This is a genomic window from Pseudolysinimonas kribbensis, from assembly GCF_030161895.1.
GTDB lineage: Bacteria > Actinomycetota > Actinomycetes > Actinomycetales > Microbacteriaceae > Pseudolysinimonas > Pseudolysinimonas kribbensis.
Window position 1 is genome coordinate 2,433,757 of sequence record NZ_BSVB01000001.1, and the last position, 24,104, is coordinate 2,457,860.

Below are 24,104 nucleotides of genomic sequence, written 5' to 3' on the forward strand. Positions count from 1 at the left end.
GGGCCGGCGGCCGAGCGCGAGGGGTTCTCATGGGTCAGGGTGACGCATCGTCGACACTCATCCGCGCCGACTACCCGCAGCCGTTGTGGGTGCAGGCGGTGGAGCTCATCTCGCACGAGATCGAGAGCGGTGCGCTCAAGCCCGGCATGCGCCTGCCTCCGGAGCGGGAGCTGTGCCTCCAGCTCGGCATCTCGCGGGTGACGCTGCGCAAGGCGCTCAACGAGCTGGTGGGGCACGGGGCGCTGCGCCCCTCGCACGGCCGCGGCTGGTACGTCGCCGGCGCGAGCGGGGCGACGCAGGCGCGCGACTGGCCCAACAACCTCGAGTCGTTCACCGAGACGGCCGCCCGGATGGGGCTGCCCGCGTCGTCGATCGTCCTGCGCGCCGAGGTGCGGTCGGCCACCCTCGACGAGTCGGAACTGCTGGTCGTCGCCCCCGGCACGCCGCTCTTCGTCCTCGACCGCGTCCGGCTGCTGGGCGGAGTGCCGATCGCCGTCGACTCGACGCGGGTGCCGGAGGCGGTGGTGCCGGGCGCCGCCGACGTCGACTTCGCGCACGGCTCGATCTACGAGCGCCTCGAGCAGTCGGGCCTCGTTCTCGCCCACGCCGACTCGACGATCGAGGCGAAGGCCGCCGACGACGAGCTCGCGGGCCACCTGGAGGTCGAGCCCGGGTCTCCCGTGCTCGTCATGACCCAGCTCGTGTTCGATCCGGCCGACCGTCCGGTGCTCTCGTCCGTCATCCGGTACAGCGGCGACCGCTACCGGTTGCGCACCCAGTTCTCGCGCACGGCGCCGCGCCGCTGATCCCGCGCCTCACGGGCCGCAGCCTCACTTGCCGTATCCGGCGCTCAGGCCCTGGATGAACTGCCGGGAGAACACCGCGAACAGCACGATGAGCGGCACGGCGCCGAGGGTGAGCGACGCGAGCAGCGCCGGGTAGTTGCTCTGGAACTGTCCCACGAACTGCTGCACGCCGAGGGTGACGGTCTGATTCTGCGGTGCGGGCGCGAGGATGAGGGGGAACCAGAGGTCGTTCCAGACCGGCAGCATGGTGACCGAGGCGACCGCGGCGATTCCGGGTCGCACGATCGGGATCGCGATGCCGAGCACGCGCAGCTCGCGGGCGCCGTCCATCCGCGCCGCCTCCTTGAGCTCGACCGGCACCGAGCGGAAGTAGGTCGTCATGAGGGCGATCGCGAGCGGCAGCTGCATCGCGGTGTAGACCAGCACGAGCGCGACGAGGGTGTCGACGAGGTGCCACGCGATCATCGTCTTCAGCAGCGGCACGGTGCCGAGCCGGATCGGCACCATGATGCCCACGAAGAAGAACCCGGTGAGGAGCGCGCTGATCCGCACCTGGTACTCCACGAGGGCCCACGCCGCGAGGGTGCCGAGCACGACGGTCAGCACGATCGTCGCGACCGTGACGATGACGCTGTTGCGGTAGTTCAGCAGGAAGTCGCCCTCGCTGAGCACGTCGTTCCAGCCCTGCAGGCTGAACGTCGCGCCGACCGGGGAGCGAAGGGCGCCCCGAAGATGCCCATCGTCGACTTGAACGAGTTCACGACGACGACGAGCACGGGGGCGATCGCGACGATCGCAAACACCACCAGCAGCGCGTGCACGCCGAGCGTCGACAGGGCCTCCGTGCGCGGGCGGGCGGGACGGCGCGGGCGCTGCGCGCGAGGGGCGGCGGCGGTGCTCACAGCTGATAGGTCCGGATGCGGCGCTGCAGCACGACGACGTACGCGGCGGTGGTGATGAGGATGATGAGGAAGATCACCGACGCGATGGTCGCGCCGAGATCGAGGTCGGCGACCTGGCCGCTCGAGCCGAAGAAGGTGCGGTAGAAGAGCGTGCCGAGGATGTCGGTCGAGTAGTTCGGCCCGGGCGCCGATCCGTTGAGCGCGTACACGATGTCGAAGCCGTTGAAGGTCCAGATGTAGGTGAGGATCACGATGAGCGCGAACTGCGGCGCGATGAGCGGGAACTTGATCCGCCAGAACAGGCTCCAGGAGCGCGCGCCGTCGATGCGGGCCGCCTCGACCATGTCGTGCGGCACGGCGATGAGCGCGGTGTACAGGAAGATCATCGGGATGCCGACGTACTCCCACACGGACATGAGCGAGATGGTCGGCAGCGCGGTGTGCTGATCGCCCAGCAGGGGAACTTCACGAACCCCCACAGCGGGTTGATGATCAGCCGCCAGAGGAACCCGACGATGACGACGGAGAGCGTCGCGGGCACGAACAGGAGCGTGCGGTAGACGCCCCGTGAGCGCCGCACGGCGGCGGAGGTCAGCAGCGCCGCCATGAGCAGCCCGATCGGCAGCTCCACGATCAGGTGGATCGCGAAGAACTCGACGTTGTTCAGCAGCGCGTTCCAGAACCGCTCGCTCGTGTAGCGGTCCGTGAACAGGTGCACGTAGTTGCCGAGCCCGACGAATCCGGCGGCGCCGGGCTTCGAACTGAACAGGCTCAGCACGACGGAGCTCAGCAGCGGGTAGACGGAGAACAGGACGTAGACCACGAAGGCCGGCAGCGCGAACAGCAACAGCAGGCGATAGCGGGTGGCGGTGCGGATCATCGATGCTCCGAACGGGCGGGCGGGTCGCGAGCTGGGCGACCCGCCCGCCCAGGGTCTCAGCTGGCCGGCTTGTACCAGGAGTCCAGGTCGGTCTGGAGCTTCGAGGTCGCCGACCGTGCGCTGACGCCGTCGTTCAGCACCGTCTGGAGCACCGCCCAGGTGTCGTCGTCGAGCGGCGGGGTCCCGGCGCTCAGCCGATCCAGCTGCAGGCGCGGGGTGAGCTTCGCGCCCTTCTTCAGATCGGCGAACGCCTGCGCGAGCTTGTTGTCGTAGCTGACGGATGCCTGCCCCATCGAGAAGAAGCCCGGCACCTTGTTGACGTAGACGCTCTGGAAGTCGGTCGTCGTCAGCCACTGCAGGAACACCTTCGCGGCGGCCTTGTGCTTGCTCTTCGCATTGAGGCCGACGCCCTGGTCCGGCATCTCCTGGAGATAGCGCTGGTCGCCGCGCGAGACGACCGGCGGGGCGAAGACCCCGACGTCGAGCCCGGTCTGGGTCGCGGCCGAGATGTCCCACGAGCCGTCGGGCAGGATCGCCGCCTTGCCGAGGGTGAACAGCTGCATCATGTCCTCGTACTTCAGCGACGAGTAGCCGCTGGGCAGGTAGGGCTTGAGCGCCGCGACCGCCTGGAAGGCATCGACGAACTCCGGCTCGGTCAGCTTCTTGCTGCCGTCGATGAGGCCGAGCCGGCCCTCCTCGCCCCTCCAGTAGTTCGGTCCGATGCTGTCGAGCACGTTGTACGAGAGCTGCCAGCCGTCGGCCGAGCCGAGGGCGAGCGGGGTGTACTTCCCGTTGGACTTGATCTTCCCCAGCACGTCCATGAACTGGTCCATGGTCTTGGGGGCCGTGAGGCCGAGCTCCTGGAAGATCGCCTTGTTGTAATAGAAGCCGGCGAGCACGGAGGCGATCGGCACGCAGTACGGATCGCCGTCGGCGCCGGTCCACGCCGCGAGCGCGGTGTCGGTGAAGCCGTCGATGCCCTTCAGGGTCTTCAGGTCGTCGAAGTAGCCCTTCTCGATCCATGCGCGGTTCACGTCGAACGGGCGGCACATGATCACGTCCGGACCGGTGCCGCTCTCGACCTGCGACTGGATGGTCGCGTTGTAGTCGTTGGTGTCGGTGGCCCGGTAGTCAACGACGATGTCGGGGTGGGCCTTCTCGAACGCGGGGATGACGTCCTTCTCCCACAGCTTGGCGTCCTCGGTGCGCCAGTTGCCGAAGGTGATGGTGGTGGTGGCGCGGTCGCCGGACCCGCCGGTGTCGCCGGATGCGCATCCGGCGAGGATCGCGCCGGTGACGGCGATGACGACGGCGAGGGCGAGCGGTGCGATCTTCGAACGCATCGGGTGGGCCTCCGATCTCGGTCGAGCGGGGAGCTCGAGGGGTCGACGGGCGGCTGCCCGTTGCTGCCGGAGCCTATACAGGCATACAAGAGGTAGCAAGAGGTATTTTGGTCATCCCCGCCTTTTCGGGAAAGCCGCGTGATCTGGTAGACATGTGCTCCGCCAGAGGTATCATCTGGTTCACTCAGCTTCGGGAGGTCTCGTGATCGGTGTCGGCATCCTCGGGTCCGGTTTCATCGCGGACTCCTATGCGGACGCCCTTCTGGATGTGCGCACGGCTCGCCTCGTGGCGAACTTCTCGCGCGATCCCGAGCGGGCCGCGGCGTTCGCCGAGCGATGGTCGAGCCCTCCGCCTCCGGCTCGATCGCCGAGCTGTGCGCCGATGAATCCGTCGACCTGGTCGTCGTGGCCCTGCCCAACGAGGCGCACGTCGAGGCGGTTCGCGAGATCGCCGCGGCCGGCAAGGCGGTTGTGTGCACCAAGCCGCTGGCCCGCACGGCGGCCGAGGCGCAGGAGATGCTCGACATCGTCACCGCCGCCGGTGTCTGGCACGGCTACGCGGAGAGCTCCGTGTTCTCGCCGAACATCGCGAAGGCGCACGAGATGGTGCGCGCCGGCGGCATCGGCGAGGTGCTCACGATGCGCGCCCGCGAGGGGCACTCGGGGCCGCACGCCGCGCACTTCTGGGACGCCGAGACCGCCGGCGGCGGGGCGCTTCTCGACATGGGATGCCACACGGTCGAGAGCGCCCGGCACTTCTTCGGCAAGGACAACCACGTCACCGAGGTCTTCGCGTGGGGGCCACCCTCGCGCACGGCGACAAGACGACCGGCGAGGACACCGCGGTCGCGCTCCTGAAGTTCGCCGGAGGACAGCTCGCGACGATCGAGTCGTCGTGGATCGAGAAGGGCGGCATGCAGCTGCGGCACGAGTTCGTCGGAAGCGAGGGGCGGCTCGTGACCGACACCTCCGTCTCGCCCGTCTGGGGATTCATCGGGCAGCCGGTCGGCTACCTCGTCGAGAAGGCGGACTCCGAGACGGGGTGGGTGCATCCGGTCCCGGAGGAGACCCGTGCCTACGGCTTCTCGCAGCAGATGCGCCACTTCGTCGATCACTACGAGGCGGGCACCGAGCCGTCGGAGACCTTCCACGACGGCGTCATCGTCAACACCATCCTGGATGCCTGCTACCGCGCCATGCGGTCGGGTCACTGGGAGCCGGTGCGGTATCCCGCGTGACGAACGTCCGCTCCGACCCCATCTTCCGGCCGGATACCGCACAGCCGCTCTGGGTGCGGGCCGCCGACACGATCGCGCGCGAGATCGCCGACGGCAGATTGCCGGATGGCGCCCGCCTGCCCGCCGAACGCGAGCTCTGCCAGCGGCTCGAGATCAGTCGCGTGACCCTGCGCAAGGCGCTGCAGAAGCTCGTCGCCGACGGTCTGCTGACCTCGAGCCACGGCCGCGGCTGGTACGTCGGCCGCGGGGAGACGCGGTGGCCGCCCGCGGCGAATGGCCGACGACCCTCGAGTCGTTCAGCGAGACCGCGACGCGGCTCGGGCTCAGCTCGTCGTCGCTCGTGCTGCGCTCGGAGGTCGGGCCCGCGACCATCGACGAGGCGGAACAGCTCGGGATCGCGCCCGCGAGTCCGGTGCTGCGGCTCGAGCGGGTGCGGATGCTGGGCGGCATGCCGATCGCGATCGACGCCTCGTGCCTGCCGACCGCGCTGCTGCCGCCGATCGACGGCGTCGACTTCGCCCGGGAGAGCCTGTACGAACTCCTCGGGACGGCGGGGCACGACCCGGCCTTCGCCGAGACCACGATCGAGTCGCGGGGCGCCGACGCCGACCTCGCCGCCCATGTCGGCGTCGATCCCGGCAGCCCGGTGCTGGTGCTGCGCCAGCTGGTGCGCAGCGCCGATGAGCGCCCCGTGCTCGTGAGCACGGTGCGCTACGCGGGCGACCGGTACCGGCTGCGCACCGTCTTCACCCGGTCGGCGCCGGGCGGCCGGGCGCGCTGAGGCCGTCCGCCGGCGGCGGCGCCGGTCAGGGCAGCACGACCGACTTCACGAAGTCGGGGGTCGGCGCCTCCATGAGCTCATAGGCGGCGTCGACGCCGTCGAGGCCGACGCGGTGCGTGATGAGGCGTCCGGAGTCGATGGCGCCCTCGCGCAGCAGGTCGAGGGCGCGCGCCATGGCGCGCATCGTCCGCCGCCGGTCGGGCGAGAACCCGTTGACCACCGTCACGGCCTTGTACCAGAGCCGCATGTCGAACGTGGCCGTGCCGGCGTGGTGGTAGCCGACGACGCACAGGGTGCCGTACGGGCGCACGAGCGAGCCGGCCGTCTCCAGCCCCGGGGTGACGCCGGTGGCCTCGAGCACGAGGTCCATGCGGCGATCGGCCGCGCCCTCGGCGCCGTCGCCGTAGCCCTCCGGCAGCGCGGCCGGGTCGTAGACCTCGTCGGCGCCGTTGCGCAGCCCGTGCTCACGCGCGGCCGCGCTCGGGTCGACGCCCACGATGATCGCGGGGAGTGCCGGCGCAGCAGCTGCACGAGCCCGAGGCCCATGAAGCCGAGCCCGACCACCGCCACCCGGGCACCCGGAAGCGGCGTGCAGCGGCCGAGCGCCTCCTCGAGGCAGGCCAGCGGCTCGCCGATCCAGAGCGCGGGATCGGCGTCGTCGGGCACCCGCAGGATCGCGTCCCGGTTCATCACCGCACGTTCGGCGAAGCCCGGACCCCGAGGCCGGTCACGACGTCGCCGACCCGCCAGACGCTGTCCGGGGATCCGAGGGCGACGATGCGGCCCACCATCTCGTGGCCGAGCCGGATCGGATCGCCGTCGCCCGGGCCGGAGCGCCACGGCGCACGATCCGACGTGCACACGCCGCACGCCAGCACGTCGACGAGCACCTGGTCCGCCGTCGGCACCGGATCCGGGGACTCGACGATCTCCGAGCGACGCGGCCCGGTCACCTGACTGATGCGCATGGTTCCCTCTGGGTGGAATGGATGGTCTGCGTCTTGTGCCGCGACTGGTATCAGTGTACTTTCGCAAAAGCCAACTGGTAAATAGGTGGGATACAGAGGTATCGCACCAATGGGAACGGACGCGATGCAGCCTCAGACCGCAGCGGTGATCGCCGTGGGATCGCAGGGACGCGTGCACCTGCACGGCTACCGGCAGCGCCCCGACGTCGCCGTCGTCGCGATCGCCGACCCGGACCGCGAGCTGGCGGAGAGCGTCGCCGCCGACGCGGGAGTCCCGGCCGTCTACGCCGATCACCGTGAGCTGCTCGCCGCCGAACGGATCGACATCCTGAGTATCTGCACGCCGCCCGGCCTGCATCGGGCCATCGTCGAGGACGCGGTCGCGGCCGGCGTGCGGGCGATCCATTGCGAGAAGCCCGTGGCGCTGACCTTCGGCGACGTGCGCGGGATGCGCGACCTGTGCCGCGAGCGCGGCGTGCAGCTCACGATCAACCACCAGCGCCGGTTCGAGACGGTGTACCGCGACGTGCGCGACCTCGTGGCCGCCGGCGGCATCGGACGCCTGACGATGCTCGAGGGGTACTGCGCGAACCTGTTCGACTGGGGCTCGCACGTGCTCGACCTGCTGCTCTTCCTGAGCGGCGACGACGCGCCCGAGACCGTGTACGGCCAGATCGACGTCGACACGATCCGCCGCATCTACGGTGCGACCGCCGAGACCGGATCGGTCACCCACCTGCACTGGTCCGATGGCCGCAACGCCGTCGTCTTCACGGGTCGCGGGCCCGAGCATCGGGCGGTCGGCCCCGACACCGGGATCGTGCTGCACGGCACGCAGGGCCGGATCGAGATCGCCGACAGCCACGCGGTCGTGCGCTCGTTCGACGGCGCGTCCCGTGAGTTCCGGAGCCGGATCGAGGAACGCAATCGCGTCGATCTGGGTGGCGCCGACGCCACGATCATCCAGGCCACGACCGAGGCGATCGCCGATCTCGTCGAGGCGCTGCGCGAGGGCCGTGAGCCCGCGCTCGACGCCCGGCACGGCGTCGCGGCGGCCGAGCTCATCTTCGCGACCTACGAGAGCAGCGCGCGCCGCGGCTCGGTGCGGCTGCCGCTGCAGACCGACGACAACGCCCTGCTGCGCGGCATCGCCCAGGGGTACTGGACGCCGGTCGGCGAGACGACGGGGACCTTCTGATGAAGGGGTTCCTGCGCCGCGTGGCCTTCTACCTGATCACGGCCTGGGCCGCGATCACGCTCAACTTCCTGCTGCCGCGACTGATCCCGGGCGACCCCGTCACCCGCATGCTCGACCGCTTCCACGGTCAGCTCGGTCCGAACGCGGTGTTCGCGCTGCGCAAGCTGTTCGGCCAGACCAGCGACAACATCTGGGATCAGTACGTCGACTACTGGACCCGGCTGCTGCACGGCGACTTCGGCGTCTCGTTCACCAGCTACCCGACGCCCGTGACGACCATCATCGGCCAGGGCCTGCCGTGGACGCTCGGCCTCATCGGTGTCTGCACGGTGCTGAGCTTCATCATCGGCACCGGCCTCGGGGCGTTCGTGGGCTGGAAGCGCGGCACCTGGGTCGACGGGTTCATCCCCGTCACCACGTTCCTGACCTCGATCCCCTACTTCTGGTTCGGCCTGATCGTGGTCTACGTCTTCGCGGTCGTGCTGCGCTGGTTCCCGCTCTCCGGCGGTTACACCCCGGGCCTGACTCCGGGGTTCAACACGGACTTCATCGGCAGCGTCGTGCTGCACGCGCTGCTGCCCTCGATCGCGATCATCGTGTCGTCGATCGGCTACTGGCTCCTCGGCATGCGCAACATGATGATCACGACCCTCTCCGAGGACTACGTGCTGCTGGCCCGCGCGAAGGGACTGTCGGCCCGCCGGATCCTCTCCACGTATGCCGGGCGCAACGCCCTACTGCCCTCGCTCGCCGGCTTCGCGTTGTCGCTCGGGTTCATCGTCGGCGGATCGATCATCACCGAGGTCGTCTTCAACTACCCCGGCATCGGCTACGCGCTGTTCCAGGCCGTGCAGGGGCAGGACTACCCGCTCATGCAGGGGATCTTCTTCATCATCACGATCGCCGTGCTCGCGGCGAACCTGGTCGCGGATCTGCTCTACGTGATCCTCGACCCCCGCACACGGCAGGGGGCCTGAATGTCGACGACCACCTTGGCGGAGGCCTCGGTCGACCCGAACGAGACCATCACGCGCGAGCGCGGGAGGCGCTTCGCCTGGATCCGCGGATTCCGCTCGGCCAAGACCGTCACGGGCGTCGTGCTGCTCCTGTTCTTCGTGCTGGTCGCCGTCATCGGGCCGCTCGTGATCCACACCGACCCCTCCGCCGTGAGCAACGAGGTGCTGCTGCCGCCCTCGCCGCAGCATCTGCTCGGCACCACGCACACCGGGCAGGACGTGTTCACGCAGGTCGTCGACGGCTCGCGCATCTCGCTGCTGATCGGATTCGTCGCCGCGGTCTTCGCGACCCTCCTGTCGATGCTCTTCGGACTCGCCTCCGGCTACCTCGGCGGGTTCTGGGACGAGGTCCTGTCGGTCATCAGCAACATCTTCCTGGTCATCCCGAGCCTGCCGCTGGTCGTGATCCTGGCCGGTGCCCTGCCCTCGACGGGGTCGCTGGCCATCACGATCGTGATCTCGATCACCGCGTGGGCATGGGGCGCACGGGTGCTGCGGGCGCAGACGCTCTCGCTGCGCAAGCGTGACTTCGTCGAGGCCGCCCGTGCCACGGGCGAGAGCACCTTCCGCATCATCTTCCGCGAGATCCTGCCGAACCAGTGGGCGATCGTCGCGGCCACGTTCCTCTCCACGGTGATCGGGGCGATCCTCACTCAGGCCTCCTCGCCTTCCTCGGCCTGACCGACGTGACCGAGTGGTCGTGGGGCGGGATCCTGTACTGGGCGCAGAACAGCTCGGCCCTCGCGTTCGGCGCGTGGTGGTGGTTCGTGCCGCCGGGACTGTGCATCGCGCTGCTCGGCACGGCGTTGTCGCTCATCAACTTCGGCATCGACGAGTTCATCAACCCGCGGCTGCGCTCGGCCGGGATCGCGACCCGGAAGGGCGCGAAGCGTGCCGCGCGCGCGTCGGCGGCTGGCATCCGGCGCGCGACGGGACGCACCCCGCGCCGTGCCCTGCGGCGCACCGACGCCGCGTTCACCCGGGGTGACGTGATCCTGCAGATCAACGATCTCGTGGTCGACTACGGCTCGGCCGACCAGCCGGTGCGCGCGGTCGACGGCGTCTCGCTGACCCTGCGTCGCGGGCAGGTGCTCGGCATCGCGGGCGAGTCCGGCTCGGGCAAGTCGACCCTGGCCTACGCGATCACGCGGTTGCACCAGCCGCCGGCGCAGATCACCGCCGGCCAGCTGCTGTACACCGGCCGCGACGGCGAGACGGTGGACGTGCTGGCGCTCGACGACCGCGAGCTCACCGACTTCCGGTGGGAGGAGCTGTCGATCGTCTTCCAGTCGGCGATGAACGCCCTGAACCCGATCCTGCGGGTCGGGGCGCAGATCGAGGATGCCATCGAGGCGCACCGTCCCGGGATGTCGGGCGAGGAGCGCGCCGAGCGGGTGCGGGAGCTCATGCGGCTCGTGGGCATCAGCGCGGACCGCGTCGGCGCCTACCCGCACGAGCTCTCCGGCGGCATGCGCCAGCGCGTCATGATCGCGATCGCGCTCGCCCTTGATCCCGAGATCATCATCATGGACGAGCCGACGACGGCCCTCGACGTGGTCATCCAGCGCCAGATCGTCGAGAAGATCATGGAGCTGAAGGACCGGCTCGGCTTCTCGGTCATCTTCATCACCCACGACCTCTCGATGCTCATCGAGCTCTCCGACGAGATCGCGATCATGTACGCGGGCCGGGTCGTCGAGACGGGCGCGGCGCGCGACTTCTACAGCTCGCCCCAGCACCCGTACAGCCAGGGCCTGCTCGGGTCGTTCCCGACCCTCAGCGGACCCAAGAAGACGCTGACCGGCATCGTCGGCTCGCCGCCCGATCTACGGGCGCTGCCGAGTGGATGCCCGTTCCGCACCCGCTGCCCGCACGCCTTCGAGCCGTGCCCGGTCGAGGATCCTCCGCTGCTGCCGATCCCGACCGTGCGGGATGCCGACGGCGACGCCCCGGCACCGCGCGCGGTCGCCTGCCACCTCTACACGGCCCAGCAGGCCGCGCTCGCGGAAGGGGCAGCGGTATGAGCGCCGAGCGCATGACCACGACACCGGGAACGCCGGCGCGACCCGCCCCGGTGCTCAGCGTGCGGGGACTGACGAAGCGCTTCCCCGTGCGCGGCGGCCTGTTCGCGCGCCGCGGCAAGGTGGTGCACGCGGTGGAGGGGTCGACCTCGACCTGCGCCCCGGCGAGGTCACGGCGATCATCGGCGAGTCGGGGTCGGGCAAGTCGACCGTGGCGCGCCTCATCGCGCAGCTCTACACGCCGACGGCCGGCGAGATCTCGCTGGACGGGGCACCGGTGCGGGTGCGCGGGGGACGGGCCCTGCGCCGCTACGTCGGCCAGGTGCAGCTGATCCTGCAGGACCCGTTCGGGTCGTTCAACCCGGTGCACACGATCGCGTACCACCTGCGACGGGTGCTGCGGATCCACCATCGCGGTCTCTCGCTCACCGAGATCGATGCCCGCATGGCGCATGTGCTGGCCGAGGTGAACCTCACGCCGGCGCAGCAGTTCGCCGACAAGTTCCCGCACGAGCTCTCGGGCGGCCAGCGGCAGCGCATCTCGATCGCCCGGGCGCTCGCCGCGAACCCGAAGGTGCTGCTCGCCGACGAGCCGGTCTCGATGCTCGACGTGTCGATCCGCCTCGGCATCCTGAACCTGCTCGACGAGCTGGCGCGCGAGCGCAACCTGGCGCTGCTGTACATCACCCACGACATCGCCTCGGCGCGCTACTTCGCGACCACCGCCTCGGTCATGTACGCGGGCGAGCTCATCGAGGGCGGGCCGGCCGAGTCGGTCACCCAGCATCCCGGGCATCCGTACACCCGGCTGCTCATCGACTCGGCACCCGACCCCGATCGGCCGGAGGGCGTGCAGCGGATCCAGGACACCGGTCAGCCGCCGAGCCTGATCGACCCGCCGTCGGGATGCCGATTCCACCCCCGCTGCCCCTTCGCCATGGAGCGCTGCCTCACCGATTCGCCCCCGCCTTCGCGCTGGGCGAGGAGCACTGGGCGCGCTGCTGGCTGCATGAACCCGGGGGCCCAGCTCGCCCCCATCCGGCGGGCGGAGCAGCCCGTCGCCGATCCCACCGCAACACCGCATTGAGAGGAAGCACACGATGTCACGAAGCACGAGATGGCGTGCCGCGATCGCGGCCGTCGCCGTGGTCGCGATGGCTGCGACCATGTCCGCCTGCTCGTCGGGCGGATCCGACTCCAAGGACGGACTGATCCTGAACACCGCCATCACCGGCGGCGACTTCCAGGACGTCTTCAACCCCTACCTGCCCACGAGCGGCACGCAGGCCAACCGGTTCATGATCTACGAGCCGCTGGTGCAGGTGAACAAGATCAAGTCCGAGGACTACAAGCCGTGGCTCGCCACGAAGTGGGACTGGTCGTCCGACTCGAAGACGCTGACCTTCCACCTGCGTGCGAACGTGAAGTGGAGCGACGGCAAGCCGTTCACGAGCGATGACGTGGTCTACACGTACCAGATGCTCAAGGACACCCCGGCCCTGAACCTGAACGGCCTCGAGTACGACTCCGTCAAGGCCGACGGTCCGCTCACGGTCGTCATGACGTTCGAGAACAACGGGCGCCCGTCCTTCCCGAAGACGGCGAACACGGAGATCGTGCCGAAGCACATCTACTCCAAGAAGGGCGACCTCACCAAGTTCGAGGACCCGAGCCCGATCGGCACCGGACCCTTCGTCTTCGACAAGGCGAAGTTCAGCCCGCAGAGCTACACGCTCATGAAGAACGACGACTACTGGCAGAAGGGCAAGCCGTACATCGGTGGCATCCGGGTCATCGGCTACAAGGACAACACCGCCGTCGCGGCCGCCCTCATCCAGGGCGACGTCGACTGGTCGAGCGCCTACATCGCCAACATCGACCAGACCTTCACCGCGAAGGGGCCGCAGTTCAAGCACTTCTGGCCGGTCATCGGCTCGGACGGCCTCATCACCAACAACGCGGCGTTCCCGTTCGACGACCAGGCCATCCGTGAGGCCACCAGCCTGGCGATCAACCGCAAGCAGGTCGCCGACTCGGCGAACCGCCCCGCGGCGACCAACAAGGTCGGCCTGCCGCTGCCGCTGTTCGACAACGCGATCGCCGACAAGTACAAGGACGCCACGTACTCGTACGACGTCGCCGGCGCCAAGAAGCTCATCGAGCAGCAGGGCTACACGATGGGCTCCGACGGCTACTACGCCAAGGGCGGCAAGACGCTCGGGTTCACCATCACGATCCCGTCGGCGTACACCGAGCAGGTGGCGGCGGCGCAGATCATCCAGGCGAACCTCAAGCAGGCCGGCATGAAGGTCGCGGTCAACGGCGTGTCCGTCGACGCGATCGACCCGCTGACCAGCAAGGGCGACTACGACGCGACGATCGGCTACCCGATCGACGAGTACACGACGGTCTACGGGCTCTACAACGCCTGGATGAACCCGAAGTACTACGCGCCCGTCGGCACCGTCGACCAGACGAAGCAGAACATCGAGCGCTGGAACGACCCGCAGACCGCGAAGTTCTTCGCGGACTACGAGAACGCCACCACCGATGCGCAGCGCAACGCCGCCATCGAGGGGCTCGAGGGCCGCTTCGTCGAGGGCCAGCCGTGGCTGATCCTCAGCTACTACCAGGGCTACGCCGACTGGAACGACACCAAGGTGAAGGGCTTCCCGACGGATGCGAATCCGTACTGGCGAGGCGACCCGAACCCGGTCGTCGCACTGCAGCTGAAGCCGACCGGCAAGTGACACCGGTGGGGCGGCGCCGCGAGCGCCGCCCCACCACCCTCCCGAGGAGAGAACGTGACCGACACCACCCCCAGCGCGCCATGGTCCTCGTGGCCGGCGACGACGTGGACCACGACCTGCTGCAGGCCGCCCCCGCACTCTCGCGCATCGCCTCCGACGCCGGCTTCATCACGACCCCGGCGGCCGGGATGCAGCGCTTCGTCGACCCGTTCGAGTCGACCGCCAACCAGGACGTCTTCCTGCTCTACAAGGCAGGGGGCGAGTTCACGCCCGCGCAGCAGGAGGCGTTCGCCGAGCGCATCCGGAACGGTGGCGGCGTCGTCGCCCTGCACTGCTCCAACGTCATGGGATCGGTCGAGCCGGATGCCGCGAACAGCTTCGCGACCTGGTTCGGCGTGCTCGGCAACCACTACCTCTCGCACGGCCCCGGATACCACAAGGGGATGCAGCGGATCGAGGTCGTCGCGCAGCATCCCATCACCGAGGGCGTGAGCGACTTCGAGCTCTACGACGAGTTCTACGAGTTCGAGTTCGCCGACGGCGACCACGAGATCCTCGCGCAGCGCCGGCGCGACCAGGACGGCGAGATCATCCCCGTGCTCTACACCCGCGAGCTCGGCGCCGGACGCGTCGTCTATCTCGCGCTCGGGCACGACATGCGCGTCTGGGGCGACCCCTCGTTCCAGCGGCTCGTGCGGCAGGCGTTGAACTGGGTGGCGCACCGCTCGTGAACGCCGCGCAGAACGACCTCCCGCGCATCGGGGTCATGATGTACACGGTCCTCGACCTGGCGCGGCGGGACCTCGAGGGCACCCTCGCCCGGATCGCCGAGCTCGGCTTCCTCGGCGTCGAGACCTATGGGCTCCTCGAGCACTTCACCCCGGCCCGCCTGCGCCGCGCCATCGACGCGGCGGGGCTCGAGCTGACGAGCGCCCACGCGCCGTTCCCGAGCGGATCGGATGCGACCCGCATCCTCGACGAGAACGCCGAACTCGGCGCGACGACACTGGTCTGGAGCCTCGAGCGCGAGGAGTTCGAGAGCCCCGAGGCGATCACCGCGGGTCTCGTGCGGGTCAACGACGGCGCCGAGAACGCCGCCGGCTACGGCATGCGCATCGCGTACCACAACCACTTCGCCGAGTTCAGTCAGGTCTTCGACGGCCGTCAGGCCTACGACCTGCTGCTCGAGCAGCTCGACCCGCGGGTCGTCATCGAGCTCGACATGTACTGGACCCGGATGGGTGGGGCCGACCCGGCCGCCGTCGTCGCCGCGCTCGGCGATCGCGTCGAGTACGTGCACATCAAGGACGGCCCGGCGATCAGCTACGAGCACGACGTCATGGTGCCGATCGGCGAGGGATCGATCGACTGGGATGCGGCGCTGGCCGCCAACCCCGGCCTCGACTGGCACCTGCTCGAGCTCGAGCGGCTGAGCGTGCCCACGTTCGAGGCCGTCGAGCAGAGCTACGACTACCTCGTCGGGCGCGGGCTGTCCCGGGGCAGCCGATGAGCCTGCGCGTCCTCTTCCTCGGCGGGGCCGGGATGATCGGCTCCGCGGTCGCCGCGGAGCTCGCCCGGCGAGGGGCCGAGCTCACGGTCGTCACCCGCGGCGAGCCCCGCCGCGAGCTGCCGGACGCCGTGCGGCACGTGCGAGCCGACCTGCGCGAGCCCGGCGCGGTCGCCGGGGTGCTGCGCGGTCACGAGTACGACGCGATCGTCAACTGGATCGGATTCCACCCCGACCACGTGCGCGACGGCCTCGACGCCGTCGTCGCCTCCACCGGGCAGTACGTCTTCATCAGCACGTGCAGCGTCTACGCGCGGCCGGTGCCGCTGCTGCCGATCACCGAGTCGAGCCCGCGCCGCCAGCCGGTCTTCGGCTACGCCCGCGACAAGGTGGCGACCGAGCTCGCCCTCGAGGAGGCCTATCGCGAGCGGGGCCTGCCGCTCACGATCGTGCGGCCGTTCCACACCTACGACCGGGGCGTCATCCCGATCCTCCCCGGATGGACGGCGATCCAGCGGATGCGCTCCGGCCGCGCCGTGGTCGTGCCCGGCGACGGCACCTCGATCTGGACCCTCATGCACTCGAGCGACCTCGCGCGGGCGTTCGTGCCGCTGCTCGGCAACCATCACGCTGTGGGGGAGTCGGTCAACCTCGTCAGCGGCGACCTGCTCACCTGGGATCAGATCCACCGGGTCCTCGCCGAGGCCGCCGGGGTGCGCGACCCCGTGCTCGTGCATCGCTCCAGCGAGGACGTCGGAGCGGCGCATCCGCCCTGGGCCGAGGTGCTCGAGCACGACTTCCGGCACTCCATGATCTTCGACACCACCAAGCTCTCGCGGCTCGTCCCGGGCTTCGCCCCCGCCGTCGACTTCTCGCACGGCGCCCGCGAGGTGCTCGCGTGGTACGACGCGCATCCCGAGCTGCAGCGCGTCGACCCCGTGCTCGACGCCGCCTTCGACCGCCTGACGAACGGGGATCCCGATGACGACCGCCGCCGCGCTCACGACCATGACCGCCGACGAGATCGACCAGGCGATGGAGGTGCTGCGCCGCGAGGGGCTCGCGGGCCCCGACACGCATGTGTCGTACCTCGGTCTGCGCGAGCCCGACAAACGCGACGTGCTCGCCGGCGCCCCGGGGAGCGCGAGCTGCGCGGCTTCCTCATCGACATGCGCACCGGCGCATCCCACGACGTGGTCGTGGCGCCCGCGAGCGGCCGACTCGTGTCGCAGCGCCTGCTCGACACGTCCGTCGACGGCGCCGTGCCGGTCGTGCTGCGCGAGTTCGCCTACGTCGAGGAGGTCGTGCATCGGGACGAGCGCTGGCTCGCCGCGATGCGCAAGCGCGGCCTGACCGACCTGTCGACCCTGCGGGTCAACCCGCTGAGCGCCGGCGTGCTCTCGGTCGACGAGGCCGGCCGGCGCATCCAGCGCTGCTTCACCTTCGTGCAGAAGACCCCGGAGGATCTCGGCTGGGCGCATCCGGTCGATGGCGTGACCGTCATGGTCGACGTCGTGACGGGCGACGTGCTCGACGTCATCGACTACGTCGACCTGCCCGTGCCCCAGGAGGACGGCAACTTCCATCTCGCATCGTGGCGCGGACCGGACCGCACGGGCCTTCGCCCGATCGAGATCACCCAGCCCGAGGGTCCGAGCTTCACGATCGACGACGACGGCGTGCTGTCCTGGGCCGGCTGGGAGCTGCAGGTCGGCTTCGACCAGCGCGAGGGGCTCGTGCTGCACAACATCTCGATCGCCGACGAGGGCGAGCAGCGCCCCGTGATCTACCGCGCCTCGATCGCGGAGATGATGGTGCCGTACGGCGACCCGAGCCCGCAGCGCTGGTTCCAGAACTTCTTCGACTGCGGCGAGTACCTGCTCGGCGGGTTCGCCAACTCCTCGAGCTCGGCTGCGACTGCGTCGGCGACATCACCTACCTCGACGCGGTCGTCGCCGCGAACGACGGCAGCGCCCGGGTGATCCCGCAGGCGATCTGCATCCACGAGGAGGACGCGGGCATCCTCTGGAAGCACTTCGACAACTGGAACGGCTCGAGCGACTCGCGCCGCAACCGGCGCCTCGTCGTGAGCTTCTTCGTCACGGTCGGCAACTACGACTACGGGTTCTACTGGTACTTCGGCCTCGACGGATCGATCGAATTCGAGGTGAAGGCGACCGGCGTGGTCTTCACCTCGGCCTACCCGCGGGACGGCTACGAGTTCGCGACGGAGATCGCCCCGGGGCTCGGGGCTCCGCACCACCAGCACCTGTTCAGCGCGCGCCTCGACATGGCGGTCGACGGTGTCGACAACTACGTGGACGAGCTGGAGGCCGCCCTCGTGCCGCGTGGCGAGCGCAATCCCACCGGAACGGGATTCACCCAGACCGTGACGCGGCTGCGGCGGGAGAGCGACGCCCAGCGGCTGGCCGACAACCTGCGCAACCGCCTGTGGTTCATCGGCAACCCCTCGTCCCAGAACCGGCTCGGCCGCGACGTCGGCTGGGTGCTGCTGCCCGAGGGCAAGCCGGTGCTGCTCGCGGATGCCGAGTCCGACATCCACAAGCGCGCCACCTTCGCGACCAAGCACCTCTGGGTCACGGCGTACGACCGTGACGAGCTCTACCCGGCGGGCGACCTGGTCAACCTGCACGCGGGCGGCGCGGGACTGCCGAGCTGGACGAAGGCCGACCGGCCGGTCGACGGGGCCGACATCGTGCTGTGGCACACGTTCGGCCTCACGCACTTCCCGCGCGTCGAGGACTGGCCGGTCATGCCGGTGGACACCTGCGGCTTCGTGCTGCGCCCGCACGGCTTCTTCGGCCGCAACCCCGCGCTCGACATCCCCGAGTCGACGAGCGAGCACTGCCACCCGGCGCACGGAGGGGCGCACCATGAGCACTGACCGGACCGAGGCCCGCGGCCCGTCCCCGCGCGTCGGGGTGCAGCTGTACAGCACCAAGGACCACCTCGGCCCCGAGCTGCGCGGCACCCTGCGCCGGCTCGCCGAGCTCGGCTACACCGACGTCGAGCCGTACGACGTGCTCGGGCAGACCGACGAGCTCGCCGCCGGTCTCGCCGAGACGGGACTCGAGGCCCGCACTGCGCACGTCAAGATCACCGACCTCGACCGGGATGCCGTGCTCGCCGCCGCGCGCCGGCTCGGCATCGGCACGGTCGTCGTGCCGTGGGTCGACAAGGCGCGGTTCGCGACCGCGGACGACGTGCACGCGCTCGCCACGGAGATCAACGAGGCCGCCGCGTTCTACGCCGATCACGGCATCCGCACCGGGTATCACAACCACGACTTCGAGTTCTCGTCGATGATCGACGGCCGGCACGCGTGGGAGCTGCTCGTCGAGGCGCTCGACCCGGCCATCGTGCTGCAGGTCGACACCTACTGGGCGAGCGTGGGCGGGGCGGACGTGTTCGCGCTCATCCCCGCGCACCTCGACCGCATCCGGATGCTGCACGTGAAGAACGAGCCGCCGGATGCCGACGACCCGCCCGCGCGCGTCGACATCACCGGGCGCATGGACGAGGTCGTGGCGCTCGCCGCGCCTGCGCTCGAGCTCGCGGTCGTGGAGGTGGTCGTCGACGGCGACGTCTTCGCGGTGCTCGAGCGCAACCGCCGGTTCTTCGCCGAGCTGCTGGAGGCGACATGAACACCGGACCGGTCGGGATCGGCGTCATCGGCGCCGGCAACATCTCCGACGAGTACCTGCGGGCGATGACCGCGGCGGCCGACCTGCGGGTGATCGCGATCGCCGACCTCGACGCCGCGCGCGCGGCCGCGCAGGCCGACGCCTACGGCATCGCGCACGCCGCGACGCCCGAGGCGCTGCTGGCCCGCGACGACGTGGAGCTGATCGTGAACCTGACGATCCCGGCGGCGCACGCCGAGGTCGGCCTCGCCGCGATCGAGGCCGGCAAGCACGTCTGGGCCGAGAAGCCGATGGCGCTTCGCCGCGACGACGCCCGGCGACTGCTCGAGGCGGCCGGCGCCGCGGGCCTGGTCGTCGGGAACGCGCCCGACACGATCCTCGGCGAGGGCATCCAGCACTCCCAGCACCTGCTCGACGACGGCGAGATCGGGGCGCCGCGCACCCTGCTCACGCTCATGCAGGGGCCGGGGCCCGACTCGTGGCACCCGCGACCGCAGTTCCTGTTCGCCCGCGGCGCCGGGCCGCTTTTCGACATCGGCCCGTACTACGTGTCGACGATGGTGCAGCTGCTCGGCTCGATCGTCGAGGTCGAGGCGCTCGGCAGCCGGCCGCGCGCGACGCGCGTCGTCGGGTCGGGACCGGATGCCGGCACGGAGTTCCCCGTCGAGGTGTGGACCCACGTGAGCGCGCTGCTGCGGTTCGAATCCGGCGTCGTCGGCACGTCGGTCTACAGCTTCGACTCCTGGGTGGAGCGTCAGCTCTTCGATGTCACCGGCGATGCCGGCACCCTCGAGGTGCCCGTGAGCGGGTTCGACGGCCCCACCCGGATCGCCGCCGCGGGCACCCGCGGCGCCGGCTGGCGCGAGAGCCCGCCGCCCGGAACGCCGCGCGCCCGCGGCACCGGCGTCGTCGAGATGGCCAGGGCGATCCGCGCCGGCGTGCGTCCGCGTGCCAGCGGCGAGCTCGCGCTGCACGCGCTCGACGTCATGCTCGCGATCGAGGAGTCCGCCGACGCCGGAGGCCGCACCGTCGCGCTCGCCACCCGCGCCCCGCGTGTCGAACCGCTTCCCACGGACTGGGATCCCACCGCAGCGACGCTGCCCGACGCGGGGAGCTCGTCGTGACCCTGTACGCCCCACCCGAGTACATCGCGTACGAGCAGGCCCGGCGCGGCCAGGCCGAGCAGCTCGGGGTCGCCATCGCGCGCATCCGGGAGCAGCTCGACCGATGGAAGGCCGAGGGCGCGCTCCGCGGTCCCGGCCCCGTCATGGTCGGCATCGGCGCGAGCCACGCGGCATCGTGCGCACCGGTGTGGGCGCTGCGCAAGCGCGGGATCGCCGCCTGGCGCATCAGCGCCGGCGACGTGCCCGTGCCGTACCCCCTCACCGAGCACCGCATCATCGGGGTGTCGCAGAGCGGACGCAGCGCCGAGACGCTCGACGCGCTCGCATCGGTGCCGCCCGAGCGCCGGCTGGCCGTCGTCAACAGCGCCCCCTCGCCGATCACCGAGCTCGTGACCGACAGCCTCACGCTCGGGAGCCTGCGCGACAGCTATGCATCGACGATCGGCTACACCGCCACCCTCGCGGCGCTCGGCATGCTGGCCGACCGCTGGGACGGCGGCGGGATCGACCCCGGCTGGGACGAGCTGCCGGCCGCGTTCGCCCGCTTCGACGAGGGAATCGCCACGACGATCGACCGCGCCGTCGGGCTGTTCGACGGCGTGCCGTGGGCGGACTTCGTCGGTTCGGCGCCCGCCGTCGGCTCGGCCGAGGAGGGGGCCCTGCTGCTGCGCGAGGTGGCGCGGATCCCGGCGACCGCCATGAGCACACGGCAGTACCTGCACGGGTCGATGGAGTCCGCGGGGGCGGCGTACACGTCGTGTTCGGCGATCGCCGCGAGGCCGGCCTCGCCCGCACCCTGCTCGACGCCGGCAACCGCGTCGTCTTCGTGACCCGGCAGGAGGTCGCCGACGAGCCGGGGCTCGCCGTGATCCGGCTGCCGCGCATGCCCGCGGCCCAGCGCGCGATCCTCGAGGCCGCGGTCGTGCAGTCCCTCGCCGGGGGCGTCGCGCAGGCGCGCGGCGTGCCGATCGAGGAGTTCGTGTTCCACGCCGACGACATCAAGGTCGCCCCGGTCCGCGCGGAGGACGCATGACCGCCGTGGATGTCGGGCTCGACCTGGGCGGCACGAAGGCGGCGGTGCTCGCCGCGACCCCCGATGGCACGCGCGTGGTCGACACGACCGTCGCGGCCGAGGGCTGGAGTGCCGAGCCCATCCCGCACGGGGTGGCGTGGGTACGCCGCCTGCTGGAGCGCGCCCTGCCGGCGGGTCTCGAGCCGCGCGCCGTCGGGATCGGCGCTCAGGGCCTGGACACCGCGGAGATCGCCGAGGAGTTCGCGGCCGCGCTCGGCGCCGCGGGCATCCGGGCGCGCTGCGTCAACGACGCCGCCCTGCTCGTGCCCGCCGCCGGGCTCGAGACCGGCATCGGCGTCATCGCGGGCACGGGCGCGATCGGCGTCTCGACCGCCGCCGACGGCCGCCCGCTCATCACCGGCGGCTGGGGCTGGATCATCGGCGACGAAGCGGGCTCCGCCGGGATCGTGCGCGAGGCGACCCGTGCGGCGCTGCTCGCCCACGACGACGGCGAGCCCGACGACGGCCTGCTCGCGGCCCTGCTCGGCGCCTTCGGCGTCGCGGACGCCGAGCGCCTCGCCCGGGCCGTGAACGACGAGGCGACGATGGACAACTGGGGTCCGGCCGCGCCGGCCGTCTTCGCCGCCGCCGACGCCGGATCGGCCGGGGCCGCCCGCGTGGTCGACGACGCCGCACGGCACCTGGCCCGGCTCGTCGACCAGCTCGTGCGGCGCGGAGCGGTCGGCTCCGACGTCGTCGCGGCCGGCAGCGTGATCGTGAACCAGCCCCGGCTCGCCGACGGGCTCGCGCGGATCGTCGGAGAGCGCCATCCCGCATTCCGCGTGCGCCTGCTCACCGAGCCCCCTGTCGTCGGCGCGCTCGCCATTGCGCGCCGCCTGGCGTCCTGATCGACGCATCGACTGACGAAGAAGGAGTCGCACTCATGGCCATCGCCACCATCAACCCCGCCACCGGCGAGACGCTGAAGACCTTCGAGCCGCACAGCGCGGCGCAGATCGAGGAGATCCTCGCGCGTGCCGACGCGGCCAACGCGCTCATGCGCGCCACCACGTTCGCCCAGCGCTCGGCGTGGATGCACGCGGCCGCCGACCTCATGGATGCCGAGCTCGACCGCGTGGCGGGCCTGGCATCCACCGAGATGGGCAAGACGATCGGCACCGCGAAGTACGAGGTCACGAAGTCGGCCAACGGCATGCGGCACTACGCGGATCATGCCGAGGAGTACCTCGCCGACGAGACGCCCGTCGAGGCGTCGACGGTCGGGGCGAGCGCTGCGCGCGTCGTCTTCCAGCCGATCGGCACGATCCTCGCGGTCATGCCCTGGAACTACCCGTTCTGGCAGGTGATCCGGTTCGCGGCGCCCGCGCTCATGGCCGGCAACACCGGGCTGCTCAAGCACGCGTCGAGCGTGCCGCAGACCGCGCTGTATCTGGGCGAGTTGTTCGAGAGGGCCGGATTCCCGGCGGGCGCGTTCCAGACGCTGCTGGTCGAGGGCGCCGCCGCCTCGAAGCTCATCGACGATCGCCGGATCAAGGGCGTGACCCTCACCGGCTCGGTCGGCGCGGGTTCGGCGGTGGCCGAGGCCGCGGGGCGCAACGTCAAGAAGAGCGTGCTCGAGCTCGGCGGCACCGACGTCTTCGTCGTCATGCCCTCGGCGGATGTCGCGAAGTCGGCCGAGTTCGGGGCGAACTCGCGCACGCAGAACAGCGGGCAGAGCTGCATCTGCGCCAAGCGGTTCTACGTGCACGAGGACGTCTACGACGAGTGGTTCGCGGCGTTCCTGGCCAAGATGGAGGCGACCACGGGCGGCGACCCGTTCGATCCCGCGACCGGTTTCGGGCCGATGGCGACCGAGCAGGTGCGGGCCGAGGCCCACGAGCTCGTCGAGGACGCCAAGGCGAAGGGCGTCACGGTGCACACGGGCGGTGAGCTGCCGAGCGGCCCCGGCTGGTTCTATCCCTCGACGGTGTTCACCGACGTGACCCCCGAGATGCGGATCTACCGCGAGGAGTGCTTCGGCCCCGTCGCCTGCGTCTACCGGGTCTCGAGCGTCGAGGAGGCGATCGAGCGCTCCAACGACTCCGACTTCGGCCTCGCGGCGTCCGTGTGGACGACCGACCCGGCGGAGCTCGCGCGGCTGCAGGAGGGGCTCGAGTTCGGCGCCGTCTTCGCCAACGGCAACACCGCCTCGTTCTTCGGGCTGCCGTTCGGCGGTGTCAAGGACTCGGGCTACGGGCGCGAGCTCGGCAGGTTCGGCATCCGCGAGTTCGTCAACACGAAGACGGTCTGGGAGGCCTGATGACGACGGCCGGTGTGGGATCGGGTGACGTGGTGGCGCCCGCTCCCCGCCGGTCGATCGGTTGGCCGGTCGTCGTGCACGCGGGGATGCTCGGTGCCATGGCGCTCGCGATGCTGCCGGGCGGATCGCCGACCGACCAGCTCGCGGCACTCGCCGTGCTGGTGGCGCTCGGGCTCGCCCTCGCGCCGTTCGCGCGCAGCCGGCCGCATCTCGTCGCCGCGCTGGTCGACCTCGCCGCGATGGGCGCCATGGTGCTCGCCATGATCGCGACGACGCCGGCGACCGCCGTGCATGCCGGGCACGCGCACGGCGGTGGCGCGGGCGCCCTGGCCGAGGTCGCGGTCGTGATCGCCTGGGCGGTGGCGCGCCTGCCGTCCACTCGCACCCGTGCGGATCGCGCGCTCGCGGCCGCCACGGCGCTGTCCCTCGTCGCGATGCCGCTGCTGGCTCTCACCGCGCCGTGATGACCCGCTCGTCCTCATCGACCTGACCCAGATGCCCGGTGCGGCGACGCTCCGACCGGTCATCTGCGTCAACTCGATGCCGGTCGCCCCGGAGCGGCAGTGACGCGGG

At 70.7% G+C, this 24,104-nt stretch carries 26 protein-coding genes and 3 pseudogenes; 22 read left to right on the forward strand and 7 right to left on the reverse strand.

Going from position 1 to position 24,104, the window contains the following annotated elements; genetic code table 11:
* Positions 1-29: 29 nt before the first annotated feature.
* Complete coding sequence (locus QQK35_RS13450; RefSeq protein WP_284254615.1) at positions 30-806, forward strand: GntR family transcriptional regulator; 777 nt, start codon at positions 30-32, stop codon at positions 804-806.
* Positions 807-830: 24 nt separating this feature from the next.
* Here QQK35_RS13450 and QQK35_RS13455 read toward each other — a convergent pair whose 3' ends face one another.
* Genes QQK35_RS13455 through QQK35_RS13475 form a run of 5 tightly spaced genes read right to left on the reverse strand, consistent with a single transcriptional unit; the run spans position 831 to position 3,931 of the window.
* The gene (locus tag QQK35_RS13455; RefSeq protein ID WP_284254616.1) at positions 831-1,478 is read right to left on the reverse strand and encodes a carbohydrate ABC transporter permease; all 648 of its coding nucleotides are present in this window, start codon (positions 1,476-1,478) and stop codon (positions 831-833) included.
* Positions 1,451-1,708 carry a hypothetical protein gene (locus tag QQK35_RS13460; RefSeq protein ID WP_284254617.1) on the reverse strand — a complete coding sequence of 86 codons (258 nt, stop codon included), beginning with the start codon at positions 1,706-1,708 and terminating at the stop codon, positions 1,451-1,453. The genes QQK35_RS13455 and QQK35_RS13460 overlap by 28 nt, the downstream gene beginning before the upstream one ends.
* Positions 1,705-2,124, reverse strand: a complete 420-nt coding sequence (locus QQK35_RS13465) for a carbohydrate ABC transporter permease (protein ID WP_284254619.1) — start codon at positions 2,122-2,124, stop codon at positions 1,705-1,707. Before QQK35_RS13465 ends, QQK35_RS13460 begins: the two co-directional genes overlap by 4 nt.
* A complete protein-coding gene (locus QQK35_RS13470; RefSeq protein ID WP_284254620.1) occupies positions 2,091-2,588 on the reverse strand; it encodes a carbohydrate ABC transporter permease in 498 nt (165 codons plus the stop codon). Before QQK35_RS13470 ends, QQK35_RS13465 begins: the two co-directional genes overlap by 34 nt.
* Before the next feature lie 56 nt (positions 2,589-2,644).
* Positions 2,645-3,931: an ABC transporter substrate-binding protein gene (locus QQK35_RS13475; protein WP_284254621.1), complete on the reverse strand. Its 1,287-nt coding sequence runs from the start codon at positions 3,929-3,931 to the stop codon at positions 2,645-2,647.
* Between the two features lie 336 nt (positions 3,932-4,267).
* Here QQK35_RS13475 and QQK35_RS19860 point away from each other — a divergent pair, with 336 nt between their 5' ends.
* From QQK35_RS19860 to QQK35_RS13490, 4 genes and pseudogenes are all read left to right on the forward strand, one after another.
* Positions 4,268-4,789: a Gfo/Idh/MocA family protein gene (locus tag QQK35_RS19860; protein WP_348534941.1), complete on the forward strand. Its 522-nt coding sequence runs from the start codon at positions 4,268-4,270 to the stop codon at positions 4,787-4,789.
* Positions 4,726-5,169 (forward strand): Gfo/Idh/MocA family oxidoreductase, encoded by a 444-nt coding sequence (locus tag QQK35_RS19865; protein WP_348534942.1) that lies wholly within the window; start codon positions 4,726-4,728, stop codon positions 5,167-5,169. The genes QQK35_RS19860 and QQK35_RS19865 overlap by 64 nt, the downstream gene beginning before the upstream one ends.
* A 53-nt stretch (positions 5,170-5,222) precedes the next feature.
* A pseudogene (locus QQK35_RS13485) lies at positions 5,223-5,348 on the forward strand (GntR family transcriptional regulator); the annotation flags it as partial.
* Positions 5,349-5,425: 77 nt separating this feature from the next.
* Positions 5,426-5,950: a GntR family transcriptional regulator gene (locus tag QQK35_RS13490; protein ID WP_284254622.1), complete on the forward strand. Its 525-nt coding sequence runs from the start codon at positions 5,426-5,428 to the stop codon at positions 5,948-5,950.
* A 25-nt stretch (positions 5,951-5,975) separates the two neighbouring features.
* On the opposite strand, the gene QQK35_RS13495 is transcribed toward QQK35_RS13490, so the two are convergent.
* Together QQK35_RS13495 and QQK35_RS13500 are read right to left on the reverse strand one after the other, a co-directional pair.
* Positions 5,976-6,446, reverse strand: a complete 471-nt coding sequence (locus QQK35_RS13495; protein WP_284254623.1) for a zinc-binding dehydrogenase — start codon at positions 6,444-6,446, stop codon at positions 5,976-5,978.
* Positions 6,447-6,639: 193 nt separating this feature from the next.
* On the reverse strand, positions 6,640-6,918 hold the full coding sequence (locus QQK35_RS13500; RefSeq protein WP_284254624.1) for an alcohol dehydrogenase catalytic domain-containing protein: 279 nt from the start codon (positions 6,916-6,918) through the stop codon (positions 6,640-6,642).
* Positions 6,919-7,063: 145 nt separating this feature from the next.
* Here QQK35_RS13500 and QQK35_RS13505 point away from each other — a divergent pair, with 145 nt between their 5' ends.
* From QQK35_RS13505 to QQK35_RS13580, 17 genes and pseudogenes are all read left to right on the forward strand, one after another.
* Complete coding sequence (locus QQK35_RS13505) at positions 7,064-8,116, forward strand: Gfo/Idh/MocA family protein (protein ID WP_284254625.1); 1,053 nt, start codon at positions 7,064-7,066, stop codon at positions 8,114-8,116.
* Complete coding sequence (locus QQK35_RS13510) at positions 8,116-9,093, forward strand: ABC transporter permease (protein WP_284254626.1); 978 nt, start codon at positions 8,116-8,118, stop codon at positions 9,091-9,093. The genes QQK35_RS13505 and QQK35_RS13510 overlap by 1 nt, the downstream gene beginning before the upstream one ends.
* Positions 9,094-9,813 carry an ABC transporter permease gene (locus QQK35_RS13515; protein ID WP_284254627.1) on the forward strand — a complete coding sequence of 240 codons (720 nt, stop codon included), beginning with the start codon at positions 9,094-9,096 and terminating at the stop codon, positions 9,811-9,813. It abuts the gene before it with no gap.
* A 5-nt stretch (positions 9,814-9,818) separates the two neighbouring features.
* Positions 9,819-11,156 (forward strand): ABC transporter ATP-binding protein, encoded by a 1,338-nt coding sequence (locus QQK35_RS13520; RefSeq protein ID WP_284254628.1) that lies wholly within the window; start codon positions 9,819-9,821, stop codon positions 11,154-11,156.
* The gene (locus tag QQK35_RS13525; protein ID WP_284254629.1) at positions 11,065-12,240 is read left to right on the forward strand and encodes an ABC transporter ATP-binding protein; all 1,176 of its coding nucleotides are present in this window, start codon (positions 11,065-11,067) and stop codon (positions 12,238-12,240) included. The genes QQK35_RS13520 and QQK35_RS13525 overlap by 92 nt, the downstream gene beginning before the upstream one ends.
* Before the next feature lie 13 nt (positions 12,241-12,253).
* A complete protein-coding gene (locus QQK35_RS13530) occupies positions 12,254-13,903 on the forward strand; it encodes an ABC transporter substrate-binding protein (RefSeq protein ID WP_284254630.1) in 1,650 nt (549 codons plus the stop codon).
* Positions 13,904-13,983: 80 nt separating this feature from the next.
* Positions 13,984-14,634 carry a ThuA domain-containing protein gene (locus QQK35_RS13535; RefSeq protein ID WP_284254631.1) on the forward strand — a complete coding sequence of 217 codons (651 nt, stop codon included), beginning with the start codon at positions 13,984-13,986 and terminating at the stop codon, positions 14,632-14,634.
* Positions 14,631-15,413, forward strand: a complete 783-nt coding sequence (locus QQK35_RS13540) for a sugar phosphate isomerase/epimerase family protein (protein ID WP_284254632.1) — start codon at positions 14,631-14,633, stop codon at positions 15,411-15,413. Before QQK35_RS13535 ends, QQK35_RS13540 begins: the two co-directional genes overlap by 4 nt.
* Positions 15,410-16,048: pseudogene (locus QQK35_RS20535) on the forward strand (NAD-dependent epimerase/dehydratase family protein); the annotation flags it as partial. The gene QQK35_RS13540 and the pseudogene QQK35_RS20535, both read left to right, overlap by 4 nt.
* A 343-nt stretch (positions 16,049-16,391) precedes the next feature.
* Positions 16,392-18,315, forward strand: a pseudogene (locus QQK35_RS13545) (primary-amine oxidase).
* Positions 18,305-19,075 carry a sugar phosphate isomerase/epimerase family protein gene (locus QQK35_RS13550; protein ID WP_284254633.1) on the forward strand — a complete coding sequence of 257 codons (771 nt, stop codon included), beginning with the start codon at positions 18,305-18,307 and terminating at the stop codon, positions 19,073-19,075. The pseudogene QQK35_RS13545 and the gene QQK35_RS13550 overlap by 11 nt, the downstream one beginning before the upstream one ends.
* The gene (locus tag QQK35_RS13555; protein WP_284254634.1) at positions 19,072-20,199 is read left to right on the forward strand and encodes a Gfo/Idh/MocA family protein; all 1,128 of its coding nucleotides are present in this window, start codon (positions 19,072-19,074) and stop codon (positions 20,197-20,199) included. Before QQK35_RS13550 ends, QQK35_RS13555 begins: the two co-directional genes overlap by 4 nt.
* Positions 20,196-21,029, forward strand: coding sequence for an SIS domain-containing protein (locus QQK35_RS13560; protein WP_284254635.1), 834 nt, complete (start codon positions 20,196-20,198; stop codon positions 21,027-21,029). The genes QQK35_RS13555 and QQK35_RS13560 overlap by 4 nt, the downstream gene beginning before the upstream one ends.
* On the forward strand, positions 21,026-21,232 hold the full coding sequence (locus QQK35_RS13565; protein ID WP_284254636.1) for a hypothetical protein: 207 nt from the start codon (positions 21,026-21,028) through the stop codon (positions 21,230-21,232). The genes QQK35_RS13560 and QQK35_RS13565 overlap by 4 nt, the downstream gene beginning before the upstream one ends.
* Entirely contained in the window at positions 21,229-22,119 is an 891-nt protein-coding gene (locus tag QQK35_RS13570; RefSeq protein WP_284254637.1) for a BadF/BadG/BcrA/BcrD ATPase family protein, read from the forward strand. Before QQK35_RS13565 ends, QQK35_RS13570 begins: the two co-directional genes overlap by 4 nt.
* 35 nt (positions 22,120-22,154) lie before the next feature.
* Positions 22,155-23,531: an aldehyde dehydrogenase family protein gene (locus tag QQK35_RS13575; protein WP_284254638.1), complete on the forward strand. Its 1,377-nt coding sequence runs from the start codon at positions 22,155-22,157 to the stop codon at positions 23,529-23,531.
* Positions 23,531-23,995, forward strand: coding sequence for a hypothetical protein (locus QQK35_RS13580; RefSeq protein ID WP_284254639.1), 465 nt, complete (start codon positions 23,531-23,533; stop codon positions 23,993-23,995). Before QQK35_RS13575 ends, QQK35_RS13580 begins: the two co-directional genes overlap by 1 nt.
* Positions 23,996-24,104: the final 109 nt, after the last annotated feature.

What these genes read in the sequence shown, in the direction of transcription:
- QQK35_RS13450 (WP_284254615.1), top strand. Translation starts at nt 30, where the DNA reads ATGGGTCAGGGTGACGCATCGTCGACACTCATCCGCGCCGACTACCCG.
- QQK35_RS13465 (WP_284254619.1), bottom strand. Translation starts at nt 2,124, where the DNA reads ATGTCCGTGTGGGAGTACGTCGGCATCCCGATGATCTTCCTGTACACC.
- QQK35_RS13470 (WP_284254620.1), bottom strand. Translation starts at nt 2,588, where the DNA reads ATGATCCGCACCGCCACCCGCTATCGCCTGCTGTTGCTGTTCGCGCTG.
- QQK35_RS13475 (WP_284254621.1), bottom strand. Translation starts at nt 3,931, where the DNA reads ATGCGTTCGAAGATCGCACCGCTCGCCCTCGCCGTCGTCATCGCCGTC.
- QQK35_RS19860 (WP_348534941.1), top strand. Translation starts at nt 4,268, where the DNA reads ATGGTCGAGCCCTCCGCCTCCGGCTCGATCGCCGAGCTGTGCGCCGAT.
- QQK35_RS13500 (WP_284254624.1), bottom strand. Translation starts at nt 6,918, where the DNA reads ATGCGCATCAGTCAGGTGACCGGGCCGCGTCGCTCGGAGATCGTCGAG.
- QQK35_RS13510 (WP_284254626.1), top strand. Translation starts at nt 8,116, where the DNA reads ATGAAGGGGTTCCTGCGCCGCGTGGCCTTCTACCTGATCACGGCCTGG.
- QQK35_RS13515 (WP_284254627.1), top strand. Translation starts at nt 9,094, where the DNA reads ATGTCGACGACCACCTTGGCGGAGGCCTCGGTCGACCCGAACGAGACC.
- QQK35_RS13525 (WP_284254629.1), top strand. Translation starts at nt 11,065, where the DNA reads ATGCCGACGGCGACGCCCCGGCACCGCGCGCGGTCGCCTGCCACCTCT.
- QQK35_RS13530 (WP_284254630.1), top strand. Translation starts at nt 12,254, where the DNA reads ATGTCACGAAGCACGAGATGGCGTGCCGCGATCGCGGCCGTCGCCGTG.
- QQK35_RS13535 (WP_284254631.1), top strand. Translation starts at nt 13,984, where the DNA reads ATGGTCCTCGTGGCCGGCGACGACGTGGACCACGACCTGCTGCAGGCC.
- QQK35_RS13550 (WP_284254633.1), top strand. Translation starts at nt 18,305, where the DNA reads ATGAGCACTGACCGGACCGAGGCCCGCGGCCCGTCCCCGCGCGTCGGG.
- QQK35_RS13555 (WP_284254634.1), top strand. Translation starts at nt 19,072, where the DNA reads ATGAACACCGGACCGGTCGGGATCGGCGTCATCGGCGCCGGCAACATC.
- QQK35_RS13570 (WP_284254637.1), top strand. Translation starts at nt 21,229, where the DNA reads ATGACCGCCGTGGATGTCGGGCTCGACCTGGGCGGCACGAAGGCGGCG.
- QQK35_RS13575 (WP_284254638.1), top strand. Translation starts at nt 22,155, where the DNA reads ATGGCCATCGCCACCATCAACCCCGCCACCGGCGAGACGCTGAAGACC.
- QQK35_RS13580 (WP_284254639.1), top strand. Translation starts at nt 23,531, where the DNA reads ATGACGACGGCCGGTGTGGGATCGGGTGACGTGGTGGCGCCCGCTCCC.